Source organism: Nonomuraea sp. NPDC049400 (genome assembly GCF_044466425.1).
Lineage (GTDB): Bacteria > Actinomycetota > Actinomycetes > Streptosporangiales > Streptosporangiaceae > Nonomuraea.
The window spans coordinates 133,120-151,378 of record NZ_JBITMP010000014.1 but is presented as its reverse complement, the minus strand read 5'-3'; the positions used below and the strand labels follow the sequence as shown (position 1 = coordinate 151,378).

16 protein-coding genes are annotated in these 18,259 nt (G+C 71.9%); 6 read left to right on the top strand and 10 right to left on the bottom strand.

Translation table 11 applies throughout. The annotated features are described in order from the left end of the window. The first annotated feature begins 113 nt into the window (after positions 1 to 113). On the top strand, positions 114 to 857 hold the full coding sequence (locus tag ACIBVN_RS23615) for an SDR family NAD(P)-dependent oxidoreductase (RefSeq protein ID WP_397139654.1): 744 nt from the start codon (positions 114 to 116) through the stop codon (positions 855 to 857). Positions 858 to 891: 34 nt separating this feature from the next. On the opposite strand, the gene ACIBVN_RS23610 is transcribed toward ACIBVN_RS23615, so the two are convergent. The 3 genes from ACIBVN_RS23610 to ACIBVN_RS23600 are packed head-to-tail and all read right to left on the bottom strand — an operon-like array spanning position 892 to position 6,109. Then, on the bottom strand, positions 892 to 4,110 hold the full coding sequence (locus ACIBVN_RS23610) for an ATP-binding protein (RefSeq protein ID WP_397139653.1): 3,219 nt from the start codon (positions 4,108 to 4,110) through the stop codon (positions 892 to 894). Then, positions 4,107 to 5,384 (bottom strand): oxygenase MpaB family protein, encoded by a 1,278-nt coding sequence (locus ACIBVN_RS23605; RefSeq protein WP_397139652.1) that lies wholly within the window; start codon positions 5,382 to 5,384, stop codon positions 4,107 to 4,109. The genes ACIBVN_RS23610 and ACIBVN_RS23605 overlap by 4 nt, the downstream gene beginning before the upstream one ends. Positions 5,385 to 5,407: 23 nt before the next feature. Then, a complete protein-coding gene (locus ACIBVN_RS23600) occupies positions 5,408 to 6,109 on the bottom strand; it encodes a Crp/Fnr family transcriptional regulator (protein ID WP_397139651.1) in 702 nt (233 codons plus the stop codon). Between the two features lie 182 nt (positions 6,110 to 6,291). Between ACIBVN_RS23600 and ACIBVN_RS23595 the strand changes: the two genes are divergently transcribed. Then, the gene (locus tag ACIBVN_RS23595) at positions 6,292 to 6,864 is read left to right on the top strand and encodes an RNA polymerase sigma factor (RefSeq protein WP_397139650.1); all 573 of its coding nucleotides are present in this window, start codon (positions 6,292 to 6,294) and stop codon (positions 6,862 to 6,864) included. Position 6,865: 1 nt separating this feature from the next. On the opposite strand, the gene ACIBVN_RS23590 is transcribed toward ACIBVN_RS23595, so the two are convergent. From ACIBVN_RS23590 to ACIBVN_RS23580, 3 genes are all read right to left on the bottom strand, one after another. Next, positions 6,866 to 8,116 (bottom strand): hypothetical protein, encoded by a 1,251-nt coding sequence (locus ACIBVN_RS23590; protein WP_397139649.1) that lies wholly within the window; start codon positions 8,114 to 8,116, stop codon positions 6,866 to 6,868. Between the two features lie 183 nt (positions 8,117 to 8,299). Beyond that, positions 8,300 to 8,719, bottom strand: coding sequence for a hypothetical protein (locus ACIBVN_RS23585; protein ID WP_397139648.1), 420 nt, complete (start codon positions 8,717 to 8,719; stop codon positions 8,300 to 8,302). A 121-nt stretch (positions 8,720 to 8,840) separates the two neighbouring features. Further along, complete coding sequence (locus ACIBVN_RS23580) at positions 8,841 to 10,007, bottom strand: alpha-hydroxy acid oxidase (protein WP_397139646.1); 1,167 nt, start codon at positions 10,005 to 10,007, stop codon at positions 8,841 to 8,843. A 92-nt stretch (positions 10,008 to 10,099) separates the two neighbouring features. Between ACIBVN_RS23580 and ACIBVN_RS23575 the strand changes: the two genes are divergently transcribed. After that, entirely contained in the window at positions 10,100 to 10,714 is a 615-nt protein-coding gene (locus tag ACIBVN_RS23575; RefSeq protein ID WP_397139645.1) for a metal-dependent phosphohydrolase, read from the top strand. On the opposite strand, the gene ACIBVN_RS23570 is transcribed toward ACIBVN_RS23575, so the two are convergent. Genes ACIBVN_RS23570 through ACIBVN_RS23560 form a run of 3 tightly spaced genes read right to left on the bottom strand, consistent with a single transcriptional unit; the run spans position 10,711 to position 12,945 of the window. Then, positions 10,711 to 10,974: a DUF4031 domain-containing protein gene (locus ACIBVN_RS23570; protein WP_397139643.1), complete on the bottom strand. Its 264-nt coding sequence runs from the start codon at positions 10,972 to 10,974 to the stop codon at positions 10,711 to 10,713. The genes ACIBVN_RS23575 and ACIBVN_RS23570 overlap by 4 nt on opposite strands. A gap of 27 nt (positions 10,975 to 11,001) precedes the next feature. After that, positions 11,002 to 11,757 carry an HAD family hydrolase gene (locus ACIBVN_RS23565; protein ID WP_397139641.1) on the bottom strand — a complete coding sequence of 252 codons (756 nt, stop codon included), beginning with the start codon at positions 11,755 to 11,757 and terminating at the stop codon, positions 11,002 to 11,004. An 18-nt stretch (positions 11,758 to 11,775) separates the two neighbouring features. Continuing rightward, complete coding sequence (locus tag ACIBVN_RS23560; protein ID WP_397139639.1) at positions 11,776 to 12,945, bottom strand: cytochrome P450; 1,170 nt, start codon at positions 12,943 to 12,945, stop codon at positions 11,776 to 11,778. A 453-nt stretch (positions 12,946 to 13,398) separates the two neighbouring features. Here ACIBVN_RS23560 and ACIBVN_RS23555 point away from each other — a divergent pair, with 453 nt between their 5' ends. Together ACIBVN_RS23555 and ACIBVN_RS23550 are read left to right on the top strand one after the other, a co-directional pair. After that, the gene (locus tag ACIBVN_RS23555; RefSeq protein WP_349451064.1) at positions 13,399 to 14,637 is read left to right on the top strand and encodes a hypothetical protein; all 1,239 of its coding nucleotides are present in this window, start codon (positions 13,399 to 13,401) and stop codon (positions 14,635 to 14,637) included. An 11-nt stretch (positions 14,638 to 14,648) separates the two neighbouring features. Beyond that, entirely contained in the window at positions 14,649 to 15,341 is a 693-nt protein-coding gene (locus ACIBVN_RS23550) for a DUF2786 domain-containing protein (protein ID WP_397139637.1), read from the top strand. 108 nt (positions 15,342 to 15,449) lie between these two features. Here ACIBVN_RS23550 and pgm read toward each other — a convergent pair whose 3' ends face one another. Further along, positions 15,450 to 17,081, bottom strand: a complete 1,632-nt coding sequence (pgm, locus tag ACIBVN_RS23545) for a phosphoglucomutase (alpha-D-glucose-1,6-bisphosphate-dependent) (RefSeq protein ID WP_397139635.1) — start codon at positions 17,079 to 17,081, stop codon at positions 15,450 to 15,452. Positions 17,082 to 17,176: 95 nt separating this feature from the next. Here pgm and ACIBVN_RS23540 point away from each other — a divergent pair, with 95 nt between their 5' ends. After that, a complete protein-coding gene (locus tag ACIBVN_RS23540; protein ID WP_397139633.1) occupies positions 17,177 to 18,076 on the top strand; it encodes an LLM class F420-dependent oxidoreductase in 900 nt (299 codons plus the stop codon). Positions 18,077 to 18,259 lie beyond the last annotated feature (183 nt).

Here is an 18,259-nt window from a genome sequence, read left to right as displayed (position 1 = left end):
CCTGCAGGGCGCCAGGGGTCCACCCCGTAGCCGTCAAAGTTCGGGCATCATGTCGTGGTGCGGCGGAACCCCGGCTGTCGGCCGTGATCGAGAGCCTTGCTAGCGTACGGCGAATGAGCGGGCGTGGAGTTCTTGTCACAGGCGCGTCGAGGGGCATCGGCCGGGCGATCGCGGCGGCGTTCGCCGCGCAGGGCGATCGGGTGGCGATCCACCACCGGGACTCGGCGAAGGAGGCCCAGAGCCTGCTCGAGGAGCTGCCCGGCCAGGGGCACGGCCTCGTGCGGGCCGACCTGGCGGACCCCGAGGCGGTGCGGCGCATGGTGGACGCGGCGGCGCAGGAGCTGGGCGGGATCGACGTGCTGGTGAACAACGCCGGCGTCCTCATCGACCACCCCATCACCGAGACGTCCTACGACGAGTGGCGCACGGCCTGGCAGCGCGTCCTCGACACCAACCTGATCGGCCCGGCCAACGTCACCTGGTGCGCCGTCCGGCACATGCCCGCCGGCGGCCGCGTGATCAACGTCTCCTCGCGCGGCGCCTTCCGCGGCGAGCCGAACAGCCCGGCGTACGGGGCGAGCAAGGCCGGGCTCAACGCGCTGGGCCAGTCACTGGCCATCGCGCTGGCCCCGCGCGGGATCGCGGTGGCCGGGGTGGCGCCCGGGTACGTGGAGACGGACATGACCAACGAGCACCTCAAGTCCCCTCGGGGGGAGGAGATCCGGGCGCAGAGCCCGTTCGGGCGGGTGGCGCGGCCTGACGAGATCGCGGCGGCCGTCGTCTACCTGGCCTCCCCGGCCGCCGAATGGGCAAGCGGCGCCGTGCTCGACCTCAACGGCGCCTCCTACCTGCGCTGACCCCTGGCGTCAGTTCCCGGTATCACCCCCGGGATCAGCGCAGCCGCCGCTCCAGCAGCAGGGCCCCACGGCCGGCGACCAGCGTGGCGCACCACTCGCGCAGGTCCGCCGGCTTCGGCCCGCTCACCGTGCCCTTCTCCTGGCCGGCCTCCAGCAGGTCGGCCCAGTCCAGCAGCGACTCCGCCAGCATGAGCGGCACCCCGCGCCGCTCGTGCACCTCGGCCGCGGCCTCGAAGTGCTCCGCGGCCCGCTGCGGCGAGCCCATCGCCACGCACAGGTGCGCCAGGTAGTGGTGCCCGCAGTGGTGGGCCACCGTGCCGTGCCCGAAGGTCTCCCCGTCGGAGGCCAGCGAGTCGTACAGCTGCCCCGCCAGCTCCGCCCGCCCCAGGCGGGAGGCCGCCACGGCGAGGTTGTCCAGGGCGGGCCGGTGAGCCATGTTGCGGGGCGGCGTCGCGCCCCCGTACGCGAGGATGCGCTCCAGCAGGGGAGCGGCCTCCTCGTCGTCCATCTCGCACAGGTAGCGCAGCACCGCGTGCACCGGGTCCACGCGCGGCGCCTGGGCGGCGCGGCGCAGCCGGTCGCGCAGCTCCCACAGCCGGCCCTGGAGCCGCCGGATCTCGGCGATCTGCTCCGAGAAGATGGCCACGGCCTCCAGGCGGCGGCCGATCTCCGAGCCCAGCCGCATGGCCGACACCGCCTCGGACTCGGCCTGCGCCAGGTCGCCCTGCATCAGCGTCAGGCCGGCCTTGGAGTAGCCGATCAGCCAGTTGAGGTGCGGCTGGGCCAGCCGGTGCGCGAGTTCGTCGGCCTTGTCGAGCAGCACCGCGGCCTTGGCCACGTCGCCGCCGTCGAGCACCGGGGGAGTGCGCTGCACGTACGCGTGGAAGAGCGCCAGGTCGTCGCCCGTGCGGCGGGCCGCCTCCAGCATCTCGTCGCCGTCGCGGTGGCGCTGGTGCAGCGGGTCGGCGGGGATGATCGTGAGGCTGCGCAGCCCGAGCACGCCGGCGAGCGTGCGCGGATCGCCCGACTTGCGGGCCAGGGCCACCGCCTCGTCGCTCAGCGCGAAGCGCCGCTCGCCGTCGGGCGCCCAGATGAGCTCCGAGGCGAGCTTGGCCGCCAGCAGCGCCCTGGTGCTCAGGTCGGTGGAGTCGACCAGCTTGCGCGCCTCGGTCAGCAGCGCGATGCGCTGCTGGTCGGGCGCCGCCGAGATGGTGGAGAAGCCGCGGTCGCCGCCCAGCGCGGCCATGACGATCAGATCGTCGCGCCCGCACTGCCTGGCCAGGTCGGCCGCCTGCGCCAGCGTCTGCCTGGCGTCGGGGTCGCCGGCCAGCCACATCGCCCTGCCGCACTCCACCAGCAGCTCCGCGCGCCGCTCCAGCGTGGCGCCGGGGAAGTCCTGCAGCAGGTCCAGCACCCGCTGGTACCAGGTGACCGCCTCGCGGTGGGCCAGCCCGGCCAGCGCGTGCTGTGCCGCCCGCACGCCCGCCTCGGCCGCGGCGCCGACGCGGGCCGGGTCGCGGCCGTGCTCGGCGGCGGCCGTCAGGTGGGCGGCCACGACGTACGGCCGGGTCTCCATGGCGCGCGGATCCGTCTGGCACAGCGCGTCGGCCACCCGCCCGTGCAGCAGCCCGGCGCGCGGCGCGGAGAGCTTGGCGTAGAGGGCGGTCCTGGTCAGCTCGTGGGAGAACTGGCAGGCCCCGCCGCCCGACATGGTCACCAGGCCCGCGCCCATGGCCTCCTCCACCGCGGCCACGAACCGCGCCTCGTCGAGCCCGAGCCCGAGCCGCAGCTCCGCCGACTCCATGCGCTCGCCGACGGCCAGCAGGTTGACCAGGTCTCTGGCGTCCGGGTGGAGCTGCGCCAGCCGGGCCATGACCATCCGCGTCACCGAGTCGGGCACGGCCAGCGCGTCGAGGTCCTTGCCCGCGGCCAGCTCCCTGACCACCTCGCTGATGAGGAACGCGTTGCCGCCGGTGATCCGGTGCAGCAGCTCGGAGTCGCCCCCGCCGCGCACCTCCGCCAGCGCGTGGGAGACCTCGTCCAGCCCGAAGGAGGGGACCTGGATCATGGTGCCGTCGGCGGTCAGCTTGTGCAGCTCCGGCATGGCGGACTCCACCGGCAGGGGCCGCGAGGTGGCCAGGACCAGCAGCGGCAGGGCATCGGCGTCCCACATGAGGGCGTTGAGCATCTGCAGCGACTCCAGGGTCGCCCACTGCAGGTCGTCGATCACCAGCAGCACCGGCCGTACGGTGGCCAGGCGCTCGATCAGCGTGCGGGCCGCGGCCATCAGGTGGTAGCGCTCGGAGACGGGCTCGGTGGCGGGCGGCACCTCCAGCGACAGCGGGGGAGCGGCCAGCGAGGGCGCGAGGCGGACGAGCTGGCCGCACTGCTGGTCGACCCCGGCACGCAGCAGCAGCGCGGGCGAGGAGCGGGCCAGCCGCTCCACCGCCCCGGCGATCGGCTCGTACGCCTGCCGCGCCGGATCCGTGCACCGCCCAGCCAGCACCGTGAACTGCCGCTTGAGCGCCCGCCTGGCCACCTCGGACGCCAGCCGGGTCTTGCCGACCCCCGGGTCGCCCTGGAGGATCACCAGCCCGCTGCCGAACTCGGCCGCCGCCAGCTGCCCGTCCAGCGCCCGCAGCTGCTCGTTTCTGCCGACGAACGGCAGCACGTGGCCGTCGTCCAGCCACGGGGCCAGCCCGCCCACCTCGTGGTGGTCGGCGGCCTGCCAGTGCAGCTCGTACGTGTGCATCGGCTCGCGCAGCCCCTTGCCCGGCAGCCGCCCCAGATCCTTGAACTCGTGCCGGCTCCGCCCCTGCGCCAGCCGCCGGACGAGATCGGTGCAGAGCACCTGGCCGCCCTCGGCGACGGCGACCAGGCGGGCCGCCTCGACGGTCGGCAGCCCGCTGACGTCGTCGTGGCCCCAGCACACGTCGCCCGCGGCCAGCGCGGCCCTGATGGAGATCTTCTCCTGGGCCCGCTCGTTCTCGTCGCCCACCGCCTGCTCCACCGCGATGATCGCGTCCAGCCCGGCCGTGGCCGAGTCGAAGACGGCCATCAGCCCGTCGCCGAGGCTCTTGGTGAACGTGGCGCCGTTGGCGGTCACCACGGAGCGGAGCAGCTGGTAGAGGCGGCGGAAGACGACGTTGGCGCGTTCCTCGCCGAGCCTGATCCGCATGGCGGTGGAGCTGACCACGTCGGTGAACAGGATCGTCGCCGTGGTCAGCGTGCCTGGCGCGTGGGTGGCGGTCACCTGCGCGGCCCTCCCCGGACAGGCGCTCGCAGTGTCGTGCGCACGGTGCGGCGGATCGCACGCGTCTTCACCGCCGGGCGGGACTGCCTGATCCGCCAGGCGCCGGCCAGCTCCTCGGGGATCCGGAACGCCGCCTGCCCGTCGGAGTGGCGGTCGATCAGGGCGATCACGATCTGCCGCCCGGCCTTGCGCATCAGCCAGCGGACCACGCCGTCGACCGGCCCGGCCAGCTTCGAGTGCCGGTGCGCCGCGCGCGCCACCGTGAACAGGCCCGTGAACCACCAGGCGGGCTTGGGCACCCCGAGCAGCTCGGGCACCCGGTCGGCGCCGTACTTGGCGTCGCGGAAGACCCAGTGCACCAGGCTGCGCGGCAGCTTGCGCCACCCCAGGTGCATGAAGCCCTCCATCTCCTCCAACAGCCTGGCCATCAGCCGGCGGCCCTCGTCGCTGGACTCGTACAGACGGCCCAGGCGCTCGCTGACCGGCTCGACGTCCTCGAGCGTGAGCGGCCGGTCGCGGCAGGCCTCCACGCCCATGAGATGGCCGAACACACTCCAGGTGTAGAGGTGAGCCGCGCGCTGCTCCTCCGACAGCGTCACACCCATGCTCTCCAGAGCCTCCCATGTCACCACGGAGAAGTCGAAGATGGTGGCCAGCAGGAGCTCCTGGTTGACCGGCGGGCCGAACCGCGCGGTGTCCCAGTGGTCAGCGAAGCGTTCGTTGACCAGCGCGCGCACGAACGAGTGCAGGATCCGCAGCCCGATCGCCGTCGTGTGGCCCGGGCGTCCCGGCTCCAGGCTGTTGACGGCCTTGAGCCCCATCACGTCGACCAGCATCTGCCCGGTCTCGGCCACCCGGCGGGTGAGGCCGTGCGTGGCCAGCCGCGAGACACCGGCCAGCACCTTGGCGCTGGACACCTCCACGTACGCCATCGGCAGGCACTTGCAGAACAGTGCGGCCGACTGGTAGAGCCCGTAGTCGGCGAACACGGCCTGCCCCTTGGCCAGCAGCTCGCGGTCGTCGCCCCACTCGGGCAGGTCCGCGGCGAAGTCGATGGCCTCGAAGATGTCCGAGGCGGGCGGCTCGCCAGAGGGGGCCCTGGCCTCCCGCTTGGCCGCCGACAGCTCCTGGATCACCGCCTTCACCAGCTCGAGCGGCCCTGTCCCCGCGGGCTGGTCGTCCAGGTAGCCGGCCACCACCTTGTCGATGTCCGGGTCGGCCTGCTGCCTCAGCTGCCGGAATCTCTCCTCCGGCCAGCGGTCTTGATCGTTCATCTACCCCGTACTCCAGATTTCGGTCAGAGGCCGCCCCGTTTCCGCAGGGCGGCGACATCCAGCAGCGTGATCGTGCGGCCTTTGACGGCGATGAGGTGCCTCGCGACGAGGGACTGCAGCGCCCGGTTGACCGCCGGCCGTGACGCGCCGATCAGCGCGGCGAGGTCGGACTGGGTCAGCCCGGGCAGATCCACCACCCCGTCGGACTGGCCGTGCTTGTCGGCCAGCTGCAGCAGCAGCTTGGCCAGCCGCCCGCCCAGGTCGAGGAAGGCCAGGTCGGCTGCCTGGTCGGTGAGCCTGCGCACCATGTGGCCGAGCATGCGCAGGAACTCGTCGGCCAGCCCCGGATGCTCCCGCATGAGCTCCAGCAGCCGCGCCCTGGGCAGCGCGAACACCCACGCCGGGCGCACCGTCATGATCGACGCCGAGCGTGGCGAGCCGTCCAGCAGCGCCATCTCGCCGAAGGTGTCGCCCCGCCCGAGCATGTTGAGCACGATCTCGTCGCCGTGCTCGGTCGTGAACACGACCTTCACCAGGCCGTCCAGCAGCACGTACAGGGACTCTCCCGGGTCGCCCTGGTGAATGATGATCTGCCCGGACCGGTACCGCCGCGACAACCCGGCCCGCGCCGCGGTCTCGATGCCGCTCTCTCCGAGTACGCGGAACAGCGGGATCTCCGCCAGCACAGAGGCGACCGGCTGGACATCGCGTGGAAACCCGCTCATGCAAGAACTTTAGGCCGCATCCCGCGCACGGGAAGCCGGCGACAAGCGATCTCCAAGGTGTGATGCGGACCACATCTGGACTGTCACGCGCGAGACAGCCCCGGGCGATCACTCGGCGCACCGTAGGTGTGCCGGCCGGTAATGGCGACCCCCCGAGTACCCGGCCAGGCAGGGAGATCGACATGCACCTGGACACCATCGAACGCACCGACACGGCAGCCCTGGTCTCGGCCGCGCAGGACGGCGACGCCGAGGCGTGGGAGCGGCTGGTCGAGGAGTTCAGCCCCATGCTCAAGGCGCGCATCCGCCGGTTCAGGCTCAGCCACGAGGACGCCCAGGACGTGCTCCAGACGACCTGGCTGCTGGCCTGGCAGAACCTCAGGAGCGTGGCGGACGGCCAGCGCATGGCCGGCTGGCTGGCCACGATCGCCTTCCGCGAGTGCCTCAAGCTCAGCAAACGCACGAAGGAGATCTGCACCCCCGACCTCGACACGCTGGGCAGCACGGACGACGTGGACAGGGAGCTGGCCAGGATCTGGCTGGCCGGCACGCTGGAGGAGCTGGTCGAGGAGCTGCCGGCAGCGCAACGGGTCCTGTTCAGGGCGCTCACGGAAACCTCCGAGCCGCACTATGTGGACGTGGCACGCAGGCTGGGCAGGCCGGTCGGAAGCATCGGGCCCACCCGAGCCCGCTGTTTCGCGAAGCTACGCGGCCTCCTTCAGGCGCGCGAGATCACCCGCGACTTCCTGGACTGACTCACTTCGCGGACGGGTCAAGCCGGATCGCCTCCAGGAACGGCTCGAAGTCGAAGTGCGCCATCTCGTACGCGTCCGGGTCGGTCTCCGCCGGATATCGGTAGAGCCGGCGGCCGCCCCGGGCGAGCATGCCGCTGACGGCCTCGGGGACCAGCCCGCGCCGCATCTCCTCGGCGAGGCCGTCGGCGACGTCCTTGGCGAAGGGCACGTCGTAGAGCTCGGCGACGTGCTGGTAGACGCGGAAATAGCTGACGATGAAGCGCATGCGGTCGGGGTAGGACACCCAGTCGGCCACGCCGGCAGTGGACGCCTCCTGGTCCTCGGTGATGAACTCCTCGGCCAGCTTGCGTACCTTCTCGTTCTGGATCGGCGCCCAGACCTTCGCCATGTCCACTCCCGCCGGCGCCGTGAGCGGCCTGCCGACCTTGATGTCACTGAGCGGCGTCTTCACTGCGAACAGGTGGCGGGTGTAGAGCGAGGACCACTTCTCCTCCAGCCGGCGGGTCAGCCAGGGCTGGTCCTCGTGCCGCGCGGCGTACAGGCGGAACCTGGGGAAGGGCCGCCGGGTGACCAGCGAGCGCAGCGACCGCCACGACACCCGCGTCAGCCACCTGACCGGCCGGTAGAGCACCAGCTCCAGCGCCTTCTGCGCGCGGGCCTGCTCGTAGGCGGACAGCGCGATGTTGGCGCCGAACATGAGCTCGGCCCGGGCCTGCGGGTCGGTGGCCTGCCTGGCCTCGACCAGGAGCTGCGCGGCGTCCCTCAGGTAGCGGTCGTCGGCCTCCGACAGCAGGTCGGTCAGGAACTCCGGCGGGTTCGGCGTCAGCTCAGACTCCGGGCTCACCCTCAGATAGCGGTCGGGCGAGTCGTTCCACAGGTTGACGGCCAGGCTGGCGGTCTCCAGGAAGATCGCCCGGTTGGCCAGCGCGAGCCCGAGCTGGTAGCTGGGGCCGAGCAGGGTGAGCAGCGCCGCCCTGAATAACCTCCTGAAGCGGTGGGGCACCCTCATCTTCCGGCTGAAGTCCATGATGAACGGCGAGTCGGGGCCCAGGTCGAGGCTCTCCCCGATGGCCTTGGAGGTCCAGGTGGCGTAGCAGTACCAGTTGGTCGCGTCCTTGCCCAGGTGCTGGGCGAGGTCCCCGGCGACGCGGTGGTAGCTGTAGGCGATGACCATCGCCTCAAGAGCCGGGCTCCGGTCCTTGTACGCGGCGATGCGCAGGACGTCGTCCGCGGTCATCGGAGTGTCGGACATGGGTTCTCCCGTTGGTTCGCCTCGAGGAGATAAGAGCGTCTCCAGCGGCGTCAGATACGTCCGGCGGCCCGCCTTTCCCCCGTGACCGCCAGCCAGGAGCGTAGGGCGCGTGACTTGCGGCGGGCTTGCAGGACGCCGAGCGGTCGCAGGCGCCGCCCCGGGGGCCGCCCGGGGCGGCGCGCCTCATTCCTTGACCACAATCTTGCTGAGCACCACGAACCCGCCGAGCGCCCCCGCGGAGCCGGCGGCGGTCGTGGTGGTGAGGTTGACCACCAGGTCATAGATGCCGGGGGCGAGCTGGCCGCGCATGGGGACGGACGCGGTATATCGGCCCGAGCCAGGGGTGAAGGTCAGCTCCACGGGGGCCGAGGGGTGCCTCGTCTCGCCACCTCCCACCAGGTCGGCGATGATCTCCAAATTCCAGCGGCCCGCCAGCCAGTCGACGAGCTCGCCGGTGACCTCCCAGTTCACGTCCACGGTCCAACCCTCGTTACTCCGTACGACGTCCGTGGGTTGCGCGCCGGGATCGACAACCTGGCTGTGGAGAACGCCGGCTAACTGCTCGGCCGGTACCTTCATCACCTGGAATTCTCCGGTAGCCATTCCGATCTCCTTCTCCGGTGGGAACGTCGTCCCCGTGTGAACGACCAGAGCGGCGACGGAGGCGGCGAAATACGCGTCCGTGTTGTCAATAAATGCCGGGTATTGGGCACGCCGGGCGGCGTCACCGTTCCCTGATGCGCACCATGTCGGGTCCGAGCCCGGCGACCCCGCCGGCGCCCAGCAGCTGAAGGGTGCGTACGAGCTCGGCGCGCAGCAGGTCGAGCACCCGGCGCACGCCGACCTCGCCGCCGGCCATCAGCCCGTACAGGTAGGCCCGGCCGATGAAGCAGGCCCTCGCGCCCAGCGCCACCGCCGCGGCCACGTCGGCCCCGCTGCGCACGCCTCCGTCCAGGAAGACCTCCGTGCGGTCGCCCACGGCGGCCACCACGTGGGGCAGCAGCTCCAGCGGCGTGGGGGAGCGGTCGAGCTGTCGCCCGCCGTGGTTGGACACGACGATGCCGTCCACCCCAACGGCCGCCAGCTCCTTGGCGTCGTCGACCCGCTGCACCCCCTTGACCAGCAGCGGCCCCTGCCACGCCGAACGGATCCACTCCAGGTCGGCGACGGTCACCGAGGGGTCGAACATCAGGTTCGTGATCCCCGCCAGGTCGCCCGGCGCCCCGTCGACTGTGGCGAACCTGAGCGGCTCGCTGGTGAGGAAGTCGAACCACCACGCCGGATGCCGCACGGCCTGCAGCACGCTGCGCCAGCGCAGGGAGGGCGGGACCGTCAGCCCGTGCCGCACGTCGCGCAGCCGCGCGCCGGCCACCGGCACGTCCACGGTCACCACCAGCACGTCCATGCCCGCCTCCCGCGCCAGGGAGAGCGTCTCCAGGTTGCGGGCGCGGTCGCGGACCACGTACAGCTGGAACCAGTTCCACCCGCCGGGCGCCGCGGCGGCCACGCCCGCGGCGGTCGTGGTGCCCATGGTGGACAGCGTGTACGGCACGCCCGCCCGCTCGGCCGCCCGCGCCACGGCCCGCTCGCCCTCGCGGTGCATCATCCTGGTGAACCCGGTGGGCCCCAGCACGACCGGCATCGCGATCCGCCGGCCCAGGATCTCGACGGCGGTCGGGGCCTCGGCGACGTCGCGCAGGACCCGCGGGCTGAACTCCACCCGTTCGAACGCCTCCACTGCCCTGGCCATCGACCGCTCGCCCTCGGCCGCGCCGTCCACGTAGTCGAACACCATGTGCGGGGCGCGTTTCCTGGCGAGCAGGCGGAGGTCGGCGACGTCGGCGGCGGCGGCCACCCGCCGCGCCCTGGAGAGCCGGGGCCGCGCGGGCATCACGGCACGCAGCTCCCGCCATCGGGGCAGGCGCCGGGGCTCCCGCTGGTTCGGCTCGATACCCAGGACGGTACCAAAGGTACGGTTGAGTGGTGATCGACGACTGGACCGCGCCGGCGGGGGAGTCCCCCGCCTCCCTGGCCACGGGGGCGGAGCTGATCGCCCGCTGGTCCGAGCCGCACCGCCGCTACCACACCCTCGACCACCTCGCCGCCGTGCTCTCCGCGGTCTCCCAGCTCGCCGCCGCGGCAGACGATCTCGCGGCCGTACGCCTCGCCGCCTGGTTCCACGACGCCGTCTACGACGGGCGGCCGGGCTGGGACGAGGAGCGCAGCGCCCAGCTCGCCCAGTCCAGGCTGCCCAGGTGCGGCGTGCCCGCCGCACGGGTGGCCGAGGTGGCCAGGCTGGTACGCCTCACCGCCGCCCACGACACGCTGGCCGCAGGGGACCGGAACGGCGCCGTGCTCTGCGACGCCGACCTGGCCGTGCTCGGCCGGCCCGGATATGACGATTACGCGGCCAGGATCCGGCAGGAGTACGCCCACGTGCCCGACGACCTGTTCAGGAAGGGGCGGGCCGAGGTGCTGCGCCGGCTGCTGGCCGTGCCGCGCCTCTACCGGACGGAACGCGCGCGCGAGCTGTGGGAGGAGCGGGCGCGGGCGAACATGTCACGGGAGCTGGCGGCGCTTGCGGCCGGGCGTGGCTAGCGTCGTTTCCTGCGGCGCAGCCCGGAGGCGACCAGCCGTAAGAGCAGCTCCCGCGAGCTGACCGCCTCGGCCCCCAGCTCCACCGCCCGCGCGTGCACGGTCTCCGGCACGTCGTAGTGATCCCGGTCGAACGCCCGCTCCGGCACCCCGAGCCGCGCGGCGAAGTCGTGCAGCTCCTCCAGCGAGCGGTCGCTGACCAGATGCGACCACATCAGGCCACGCGGCCCCGGCCAGTTGGGCGGGTCGATGAGAACGGTCACGACCTCAAGGGTAGGGGCCGTACGCGGTCACGACGTCACAGGCGGGACCTTGCCCTGGATCGCCAGCTCGGCCAGGTCGGAGACCACGACCTCGGCGCCCGCCGCGTGCAGGTCACCCGCGCCGCCGCCTTCCCTGGCCACCGCGACGACCAGCCCGAACCCGCCCTTCCTGCCCGCCTCCACGCCGGGCAGCGCCGCGTCCACCACCGCGACCCTGGCCGCGGGGAGCGCCAGGCGGCGCGCCGCCTCCAGGAAGAGCGCGGGGTCGGGCTTGCCCGGCAGGTTCATCAGCGCCGCGTCGTTGCCGTCCACCAGCAGGTCGAACAGGTGCATCACGCCGGCCGACGAGACGAGCTTGCGGCCGTGCAGGCTGGCGGAGACCGCCGCCGTACGGGCGCCTCGCCGGCGCAGCTCGTGCAGCAGCGCCACCGTGGACGGGAACGCGGCCACCCCGTACTTCTCCACCTGGGCCATGAAGATCTGGTCCTTGGCCAGGCCGAGCCCGTGCACGGTCGCCGCGCCGGGCTCGTCGTCGGGCGAGCCCTCGGGCACCGTGATGCCGCGGGCTCCGAGGAAGGCGCGGATGCCGTCGAGGCGCGGGCGGCCGTCCACGTGGCGCAGATAGTCGTCGCGGATGTCGAACGGCTCCGAGCGCCCGCGCAGGAACGCGTCGAAGACGTGCTTCCAGGCGGCCGCGTGCCCCCGAGCGGTGTCGGTGACCACGCCGTCGGTGTCGAACACGACGGCGTTGATCGAGGTCAGATCGATGACAGGCTCGTTCACATTGCGAACGTAACCTCTCTACCAGGCGACGGGTAGCTCTTTGACTCCGTAGACGATGGCGAGTTCCCTGAACGGCACCTCGCCCGCGACGCGCAGCCCCGGAAAGCGGCGCAGCAGGGCGGGGAAGGCGATGCGCATCTCCATCTGCGCGAGCGGCGCGCCGATGCAGCGGTGGATGCCGTGGCCGAAGGCCATGTGCGAGCCCGCCGTCTCCCTGCCGGGCCGTACCTGGTCCATGTCCTCGCCCAGGGCGGGGTCGCGGTTGGCGCCGGTGAGCGAGCAGAGCACCATCTCGCCCTTCTTGATCGGCACGCCGTGCAGCTCGAGGTCGTCGCGGGCGAAGCGCGGGAAGGCCACCTGGACGACCGTCATGTAGCGCAGCAGCTCCTCGACGACGTCGTTGATGTACCCGTCGACCTCGCGGACCTTGGCGGCCTCCTCGGGGTTGCGCAGCAGCCACAGGGTGCCGAGGGCGAGCATGCTGGTGCTGGTGTCGTGACCGCCGGTCAGCAGCCCGTCGGCCATGCTGGCCAGCGTACGGTCGTCGAGCTCGTCACCGTGCTCGCGCAGCAGCTGCCCGAGCAGCCCCTCGCCCGGGTTCTGCCGCTCCCTCGCGACCAGGTCGGTCAGGTACGTCATGGCGTCGTTGATCGCCTGCAGCGACGCCTCCGGACCGGCGGTGAAGTCGAACCGGTCCTTGCTGATCTTCACGAAGCCGGCGCGCTCGTCGTACGGGACGCCGAGCAGCTCGCAGACCACCAGCGACGGGATCGGCAGCGCGAACTCCTCGAACAGGTCCACCGGGGAGCCCTTGGCCTCGATGCGGTCGAGGCACTCCTCGACCATCGCCTCGATGCGCGGCTCCAGCCTGCGCAGGCGGCGCATGGTGAACTCGGGGGTCAGGTACTTGCGCAGCCGCGTGTGCTCGGGCGGGTCGCGGAACCCCAGGCCGCCCGGGTCCTCCTGGTTGGAGCCCAGGCCGATCACCCCGGCGAAGTCGTTGCTGAAGCGCTCGTGGTCGCCCAGGACGCTCCGAACGTCTTCCCAGCGGGTGATGAGGAACACGGTCTGGCCGCCAGGGATCTCCATGGGGAAGACCGGCTGCTCGGTCCGGATGCGTGCGAGCTCGCCCACGGGGTCGAATCCGTCACGCATGAACTGGACGAGGGGGAACTCATTGTCTGACATCGATATCCGTCCTGCTGGGATACATCACACCATGTCGGGATAAATCCCTGCGTAGATGGTCCCATCAGGAACGGCGGATGTTGCCCTCCGAAAGGACGAATTTCCACCCCACCTTGCGGATGTGTACTCCATGGCAGTGGGTCGCTCTATCCGCCGTGGCCGGCCAGGACCGTGGCCGGCTCGCCGGGCGACGGCTCGCTCCGATGGCGGGTGTGCGGGGGCGGTGCGGCTCCCCGGGGCCGCGTTCCACGCCTCTATCCCTCCCGCCACCCACCCTGTGTCGCGTTGGACGGCGGAGCACGAGCGCCTGATACACCCGTCCGCCCAGGCCGGAACAGCAGTGAAACAGGGGCAAAATGGGGCAGCAGATGTCGTTTGGCGTACAAGGTGGCGACATTCTGCGATGATCTCGTCGCATAGAGCCGGAGTTTGAGCCCTCACGGATAGTGACTGATGCCGACATTTGAGGAAATAGCAGCCTTCGTCACCGAGAAGCCGCTCGCCACCGCTGTCATCGCGCTGCTGAGCCTGGCGGGGCTGGCGCTGGCGTTCCTGGTGATCAGGGTCGCCTGGCGCGCCACCACCTGGTTGTTCGCCCGATACGTCGCCCGTCGTCCCATTGAGGACGTGCTGACCATCGTGGCCGCGTCCATCGCCACCGGTGTGTCCGCGCAGGGCATGTGGCGCTTCTCCGGGGACGTGCTGGGCCTGGACGGGCCGCTGAGGCTGCTGCTGTTCGCGTTCATCGAGGTCGCGATCATCACGAGCGCGGTACGCGCCCGCCGCAACATGCGCGAGAACTTCTCCGCCGGGATCGACGGCATCGCCGTGTGGGCACTGACCTGTCTGACCGCCGTGCTGTCCAGCATGGACGCGCGCAGCCTGCCCGAGGCGGTGTTCAGGCTGGCCGCGCCGCTGGTGGCCGCCTGGCTGTGGGAGCGCGGCATGGCCATCGAACGCCACCGCATCCGCGGCACCGGCCGCATCAACTGGCGCCTGACGCCCGAGCGGCTGCTGGTCAGGATGGGCCTGGCCGAGGTCAGCGACCGTACGGCGAGCGAGGTCGACGCCCACCGCAGGCTGACCCGCGTCGCGCTGGCCGCCAAGCGGGCCAAGGCGCTGCGCGAGGCGGGGGCCTCCGACCGCAAGATGCGCGCCGCGCTGGCCAAGCTCGACAAGGCCATGGACCAGGCCGTCGAGCACACCGGGCTGGCCGTCGACCAGGCCCGCCAGGAGGCGCTCCTGGCCCAGATCGCCGCCCTGTACAACACCACCGCCCTCATCGACGCCGACCCGCGCGTGCCGTGGGAGCCCGAGCCCGAGCAGAACCCGGTGCCCGCCCGCCCGGCGCTGCCGCCCGCCCTGGCCGAGCTCGTCGAGGAGGAGGACGAGGACATCGAGGTGCTCGACACCACCCCGCACGTCGTCGACACCGCCCAGCGGGCGGCGCTGATGCGGAAGGCGCGCGCGTACTGGGACCGCCAGATCGCCAAGGGCATCGTGCCGCGTACGGTGGACATCGCCCAGGAGATCGGCATCTCGCTGGCCACGGCCCGCGAGTATCGTGCCCTGTGGAAGCTCGAGCCGCAGGCACACGCCCTCATCGAGGCGCTGTTCCAGCAGCACGGCATCGTCGACACGGGCGCCTTCCCCGCCATCGCGGACGACGGGAGGGTGCTGACCAAGTCGTAGGGGGAGCACGCTTGCGGGAGCGCACGCTCGAACGCGTCAGGAAACTCCTGGCCAAGGCCGAACGCACGGACAACGAGCACGAGCGCGCGACGTTCATGGCGGCCGCGTCGGCGCTGATGGCCAAGCACGGCATCGACTCGCTCCCCGCGGCGGGCACGAGGCAGACGCCCGGCGACCGGATCGTCACCCTGCCCAACCCGTGGGCCAGGGAGAAGGCCCGCCTGGTGAGCCTGGTGGCGCAGGCGGTGCGGTGCCGTCCCCTGCTCATCGGGCGCGGGGAGGCGGGCGGCCAGCGGGTGCACGTGTTCGGGTTCGCCGCCGACCTGGAGCGGGCCGACCTGCTCGCCACGTCGCTGCTGCTGCAGATGGCGACCGGGCTGGCGCGCGTGCGGGTGCCCGGCGAAGTGACCTCCGTGCGGGCGTACCGGCGGTCGTGGTTGCTGGGGTTCACGGACGAGGTGTACCGGTTGTTGTGCGCGGCGGAGTCCCGGGCCGAGGAGGTCAGCACGGGAGCCGCGCTGGTGCTGGCCGACCGGCGGGCCGAGGTGGAGCGGGTGGTGGCGGCCCGCTACCCGGACATCCGGGTGAGCGTGCCCCGGACCAGCGGTACGGGCTACCGGGACGGAGTGGCGGCCGGCCGCCGCGCCGACCTCGGCCGCACCGGGATGCCCACCGCCACCGCCGCCGAGCTGACCCCAGGCTGAACCCCCGCTCGGCGTGTGCGGCGCGCTACGGCTCCTCGCCCTCGCGGACGCCGCGTGTGCGCGGCCCTCACGGGGGCACGTCGCCGAGGCGCGGGACGGCGGGCGCGGTCAGCCCAGGGAGGCGGAGACCAGGGAGCGGGCCTCTTCCTGGACCTTGGCCAGATGGTCGGGGCCGCGGAACGACTCGGCGTAGATCTTGTAGACGTCCTCCGTCCCAGAAGGCCGCGCGGCGAACCAGGCGCTCTCCGTCGAGACCTTCACCCCGCCGAGCTCCGCCCCGTTGCCGGGCGCCGAGGTCTGCACGGCCGTGATCGGCTCGCCGGCCAGCGACGACGCCGTCACCTGCTTGGCCGACAGCTTCGCGAGCACCGCCTTCTCCTCGCGCGTCGCCGGGGCGTCCACCCGGGCGTACGCGGGCTCCCCGAACCGCTCGACCAGCTCGCGATAGTGCGCGCTCGGCGACTTGCCGGTGACGGCCAGGATCTCCGAGGCGAGCAGCGCCAGGATGATGCCGTCCTTGTCGGTGGACCAGACGGACCCGTCCCGCCGCAGGAACGACGCCCCCGCGCTCTCCTCGCCCCCGAAGCCCAGCGACCCGTCCAGCAGCCCCGGGACGAACCACTTGAAGCCCACAGGAACCTCATAGAGCCGCCGCCCCAACGAGGACGCGACCCGGTCGATGATCTGGCTGCTGACCATGGTCTTGCCCACCCCGGCGTCGGCGGGCCAGCCGTCGCGGTGCGTGTAGAGGTAGGAGATGGCGACGGCGAGGTAGTGGTTGGGGTTCAGGAGGCCGCCGTCGGGGGTGACGACGCCGTGCCGGTCGGCATCGGCGTCGTTTCCGGTGGAAATATCGTATTTATCCCGGTTGGCGATAAGGGAAGCCATCGCGTACGGCGACGAGCAGTCCATCCGGATCTTGCCGTCCCAGTCGAGCGTCATGAACCGCCACGTCGGATCCACCAGCGGGTTGACCACGGTCAGATCGAGCCGGTGTCGCTCGGCGATCTCCCCCCAGTACGCCACACTGGCCCCGCCCAGCGGATCGGCCCCGATCCGCACCCCGGCCGCCCGGATCGCGTCGATGTCCAGCACGGACGGCAGGTCGTCCACGTACATGCCGAGGAAGTCGTAACGCCCCACCACGTCCAGGGCCTTGGCGTACGAGACCCGCAGCACGCTCTCCAGCCCGCTCGCCAGCAGCCGGTTGGCCCGGTCCTGGATCCACGTGGTCGCGTCGGTGTCGGCGGGACCTCCGTGCGGCGGGTTGTACTTGAACCCGCCGTCACCGGGCGGGTTGTGCGACGGCGTGATCACGACGCCGTCCGCGAGGCCCGTGGTGCGCCCCTGGTTGTGCCGCAGGATGGCGTGCGAGACGGCAGGCGTCGGCGTGTAGCCGTCGCGCGTGTCGATCAGCACCTCGACCCCGTTGGCCGCGAGCACCTCCAGCGCCGACACCCGCGCGGGCTCGGAGAGCGCATGAGTGTCGATGCCGAGGAACAGCGGCCCGTCGGTGCCCATCGACCGCCGGTAGTCGCAGATGGCCTGACTGGTCGCCAGGATGTGGTCCTCGTTGAACGCCGTCTTCAGCGACGACCCGCGGTGCCCCGACGTGCCGAACGCCACCCGCTGCCCCGCGTCGCCGGGATCGGGATGCAGGGCGTAATAAGACGTCACGAGCCTGGCGACGTCGACGAGGTCGGCGGGCTGAGCGGGCTGTCCTGCGCGTTCGTGCGTCATAGAGGCCACTTTACAAATCCGGCCCGGCCTGGCGGATGACCGCACGTCGACGTGGGGAGGTACAGTCGCGTCAGTCACTAGAACGGAGTTCTGTTATGCGATTCGGATATTACCTGGCCGAGCAGAAAGGGCCCGACCTGATCGGCGGCTTGCGCGACCAGATCGCCCAGGCGGCGGCGGACGGCTTCACCTCCGCCTGGCTCTCCAACATCTTCGGCCTCGACGCCCTCACCGCCCTGGCCGTCGCCGGCAGCCAGGTGCCCGGCATCGAGCTCGGCACCGCCGTCGTGCCGACCTATCCACGCCATCCGGCCGCCCTGGCCCAGCAGGCCATGACCGCCAACGCCGCCCTCGGCGGGCGCCTCGCGCTCGGCATCGGCCTGTCACACCAGCTGGTCATCGAGGGCATGTACGGCTACAGCTTCGAGCGCCCCTACCGGCACATGAAGGAGTACCTCGACATCCTGCGCCCGCTCAGCAGGGGCGAGCACGTCACGTACGAGGGCGAGACGCTCAAGGCCGACCTGCAGCTCACCACGCCGGGCGCCGGCTTCCCCGTGCTGATCGCCGCCCTCGGCCCGCGCATGCTCAAGCTGGCGGGCGCCGTGGCCGACGGCACCGTCCTGTGGATGACCGGCCCCAGGACGGTCGCCGAGCACATCGCGCCCACCATCAACGCGGCGGCCGCCGAGGCGGGCCGCGAGGCGCCCAGGATCGTCTGCGCGCTGCCCATCTGCGTCACCGACGACCCGGCCGCCGCCGTCGACCGCGCGAACGAGATCTTCGCGGTGTACGGACAGCTCCCCTCCTATCGTGCGATGCTCGACAAGGAAGGCGCGGCCACCCCGGGCGACGTCGCCATCGTCGGCGACGAGGACACCGTGCTGGCCAAGATCGACCAGCTGCGGCAGGCCGGTGTGACCGACTTCGTGGGCTCCGTGTTCGCGGGCAGAGAGCGCACGCGGAACCTTTTGATCGGCGCGGCGAAGGGCTAGCTTCGGCGGGGTGAACCGTGTGCTCCACGGCATAGATGTGTCGGCATGCGCGAGAGCTGGCTCGTCTGCGGCGCCTACCACTTCGCCAGGCCCAAGGGCGATCCCGTGGAGCAGGTGGTGCCACCACATCGAGCGGCACGGCGGCGTACGGCCCTTCGTCCACACCTTCCAGGCGTTCGCGCG

Excerpts from the sequence above, each read along its gene's own strand:
- ACIBVN_RS23615 (WP_397139654.1), top strand. The coding sequence starts at position 114 with ATGAGCGGGCGTGGAGTTCTTGTCACAGGCGCGTCGAGGGGCATCGGC.
- ACIBVN_RS23605 (WP_397139652.1), bottom strand. The coding sequence starts at position 5,384 with ATGAACGATCAAGACCGCTGGCCGGAGGAGAGATTCCGGCAGCTGAGG.
- ACIBVN_RS23600 (WP_397139651.1), bottom strand. The coding sequence starts at position 6,109 with ATGAGCGGGTTTCCACGCGATGTCCAGCCGGTCGCCTCTGTGCTGGCG.
- ACIBVN_RS23595 (WP_397139650.1), top strand. The coding sequence starts at position 6,292 with ATGCACCTGGACACCATCGAACGCACCGACACGGCAGCCCTGGTCTCG.
- ACIBVN_RS23590 (WP_397139649.1), bottom strand. The coding sequence starts at position 8,116 with ATGTCCGACACTCCGATGACCGCGGACGACGTCCTGCGCATCGCCGCG.
- ACIBVN_RS23585 (WP_397139648.1), bottom strand. The coding sequence starts at position 8,719 with ATGGCTACCGGAGAATTCCAGGTGATGAAGGTACCGGCCGAGCAGTTA.
- ACIBVN_RS23580 (WP_397139646.1), bottom strand. The coding sequence starts at position 10,007 with ATGCCCGCGCGGCCCCGGCTCTCCAGGGCGCGGCGGGTGGCCGCCGCC.
- ACIBVN_RS23560 (WP_397139639.1), bottom strand. The coding sequence starts at position 12,945 with ATGTCAGACAATGAGTTCCCCCTCGTCCAGTTCATGCGTGACGGATTC.
- ACIBVN_RS23555 (WP_349451064.1), top strand. The coding sequence starts at position 13,399 with ATGCCGACATTTGAGGAAATAGCAGCCTTCGTCACCGAGAAGCCGCTC.
- pgm (WP_397139635.1), bottom strand. The coding sequence starts at position 17,081 with ATGACGCACGAACGCGCAGGACAGCCCGCTCAGCCCGCCGACCTCGTC.
- ACIBVN_RS23540 (WP_397139633.1), top strand. The coding sequence starts at position 17,177 with ATGCGATTCGGATATTACCTGGCCGAGCAGAAAGGGCCCGACCTGATC.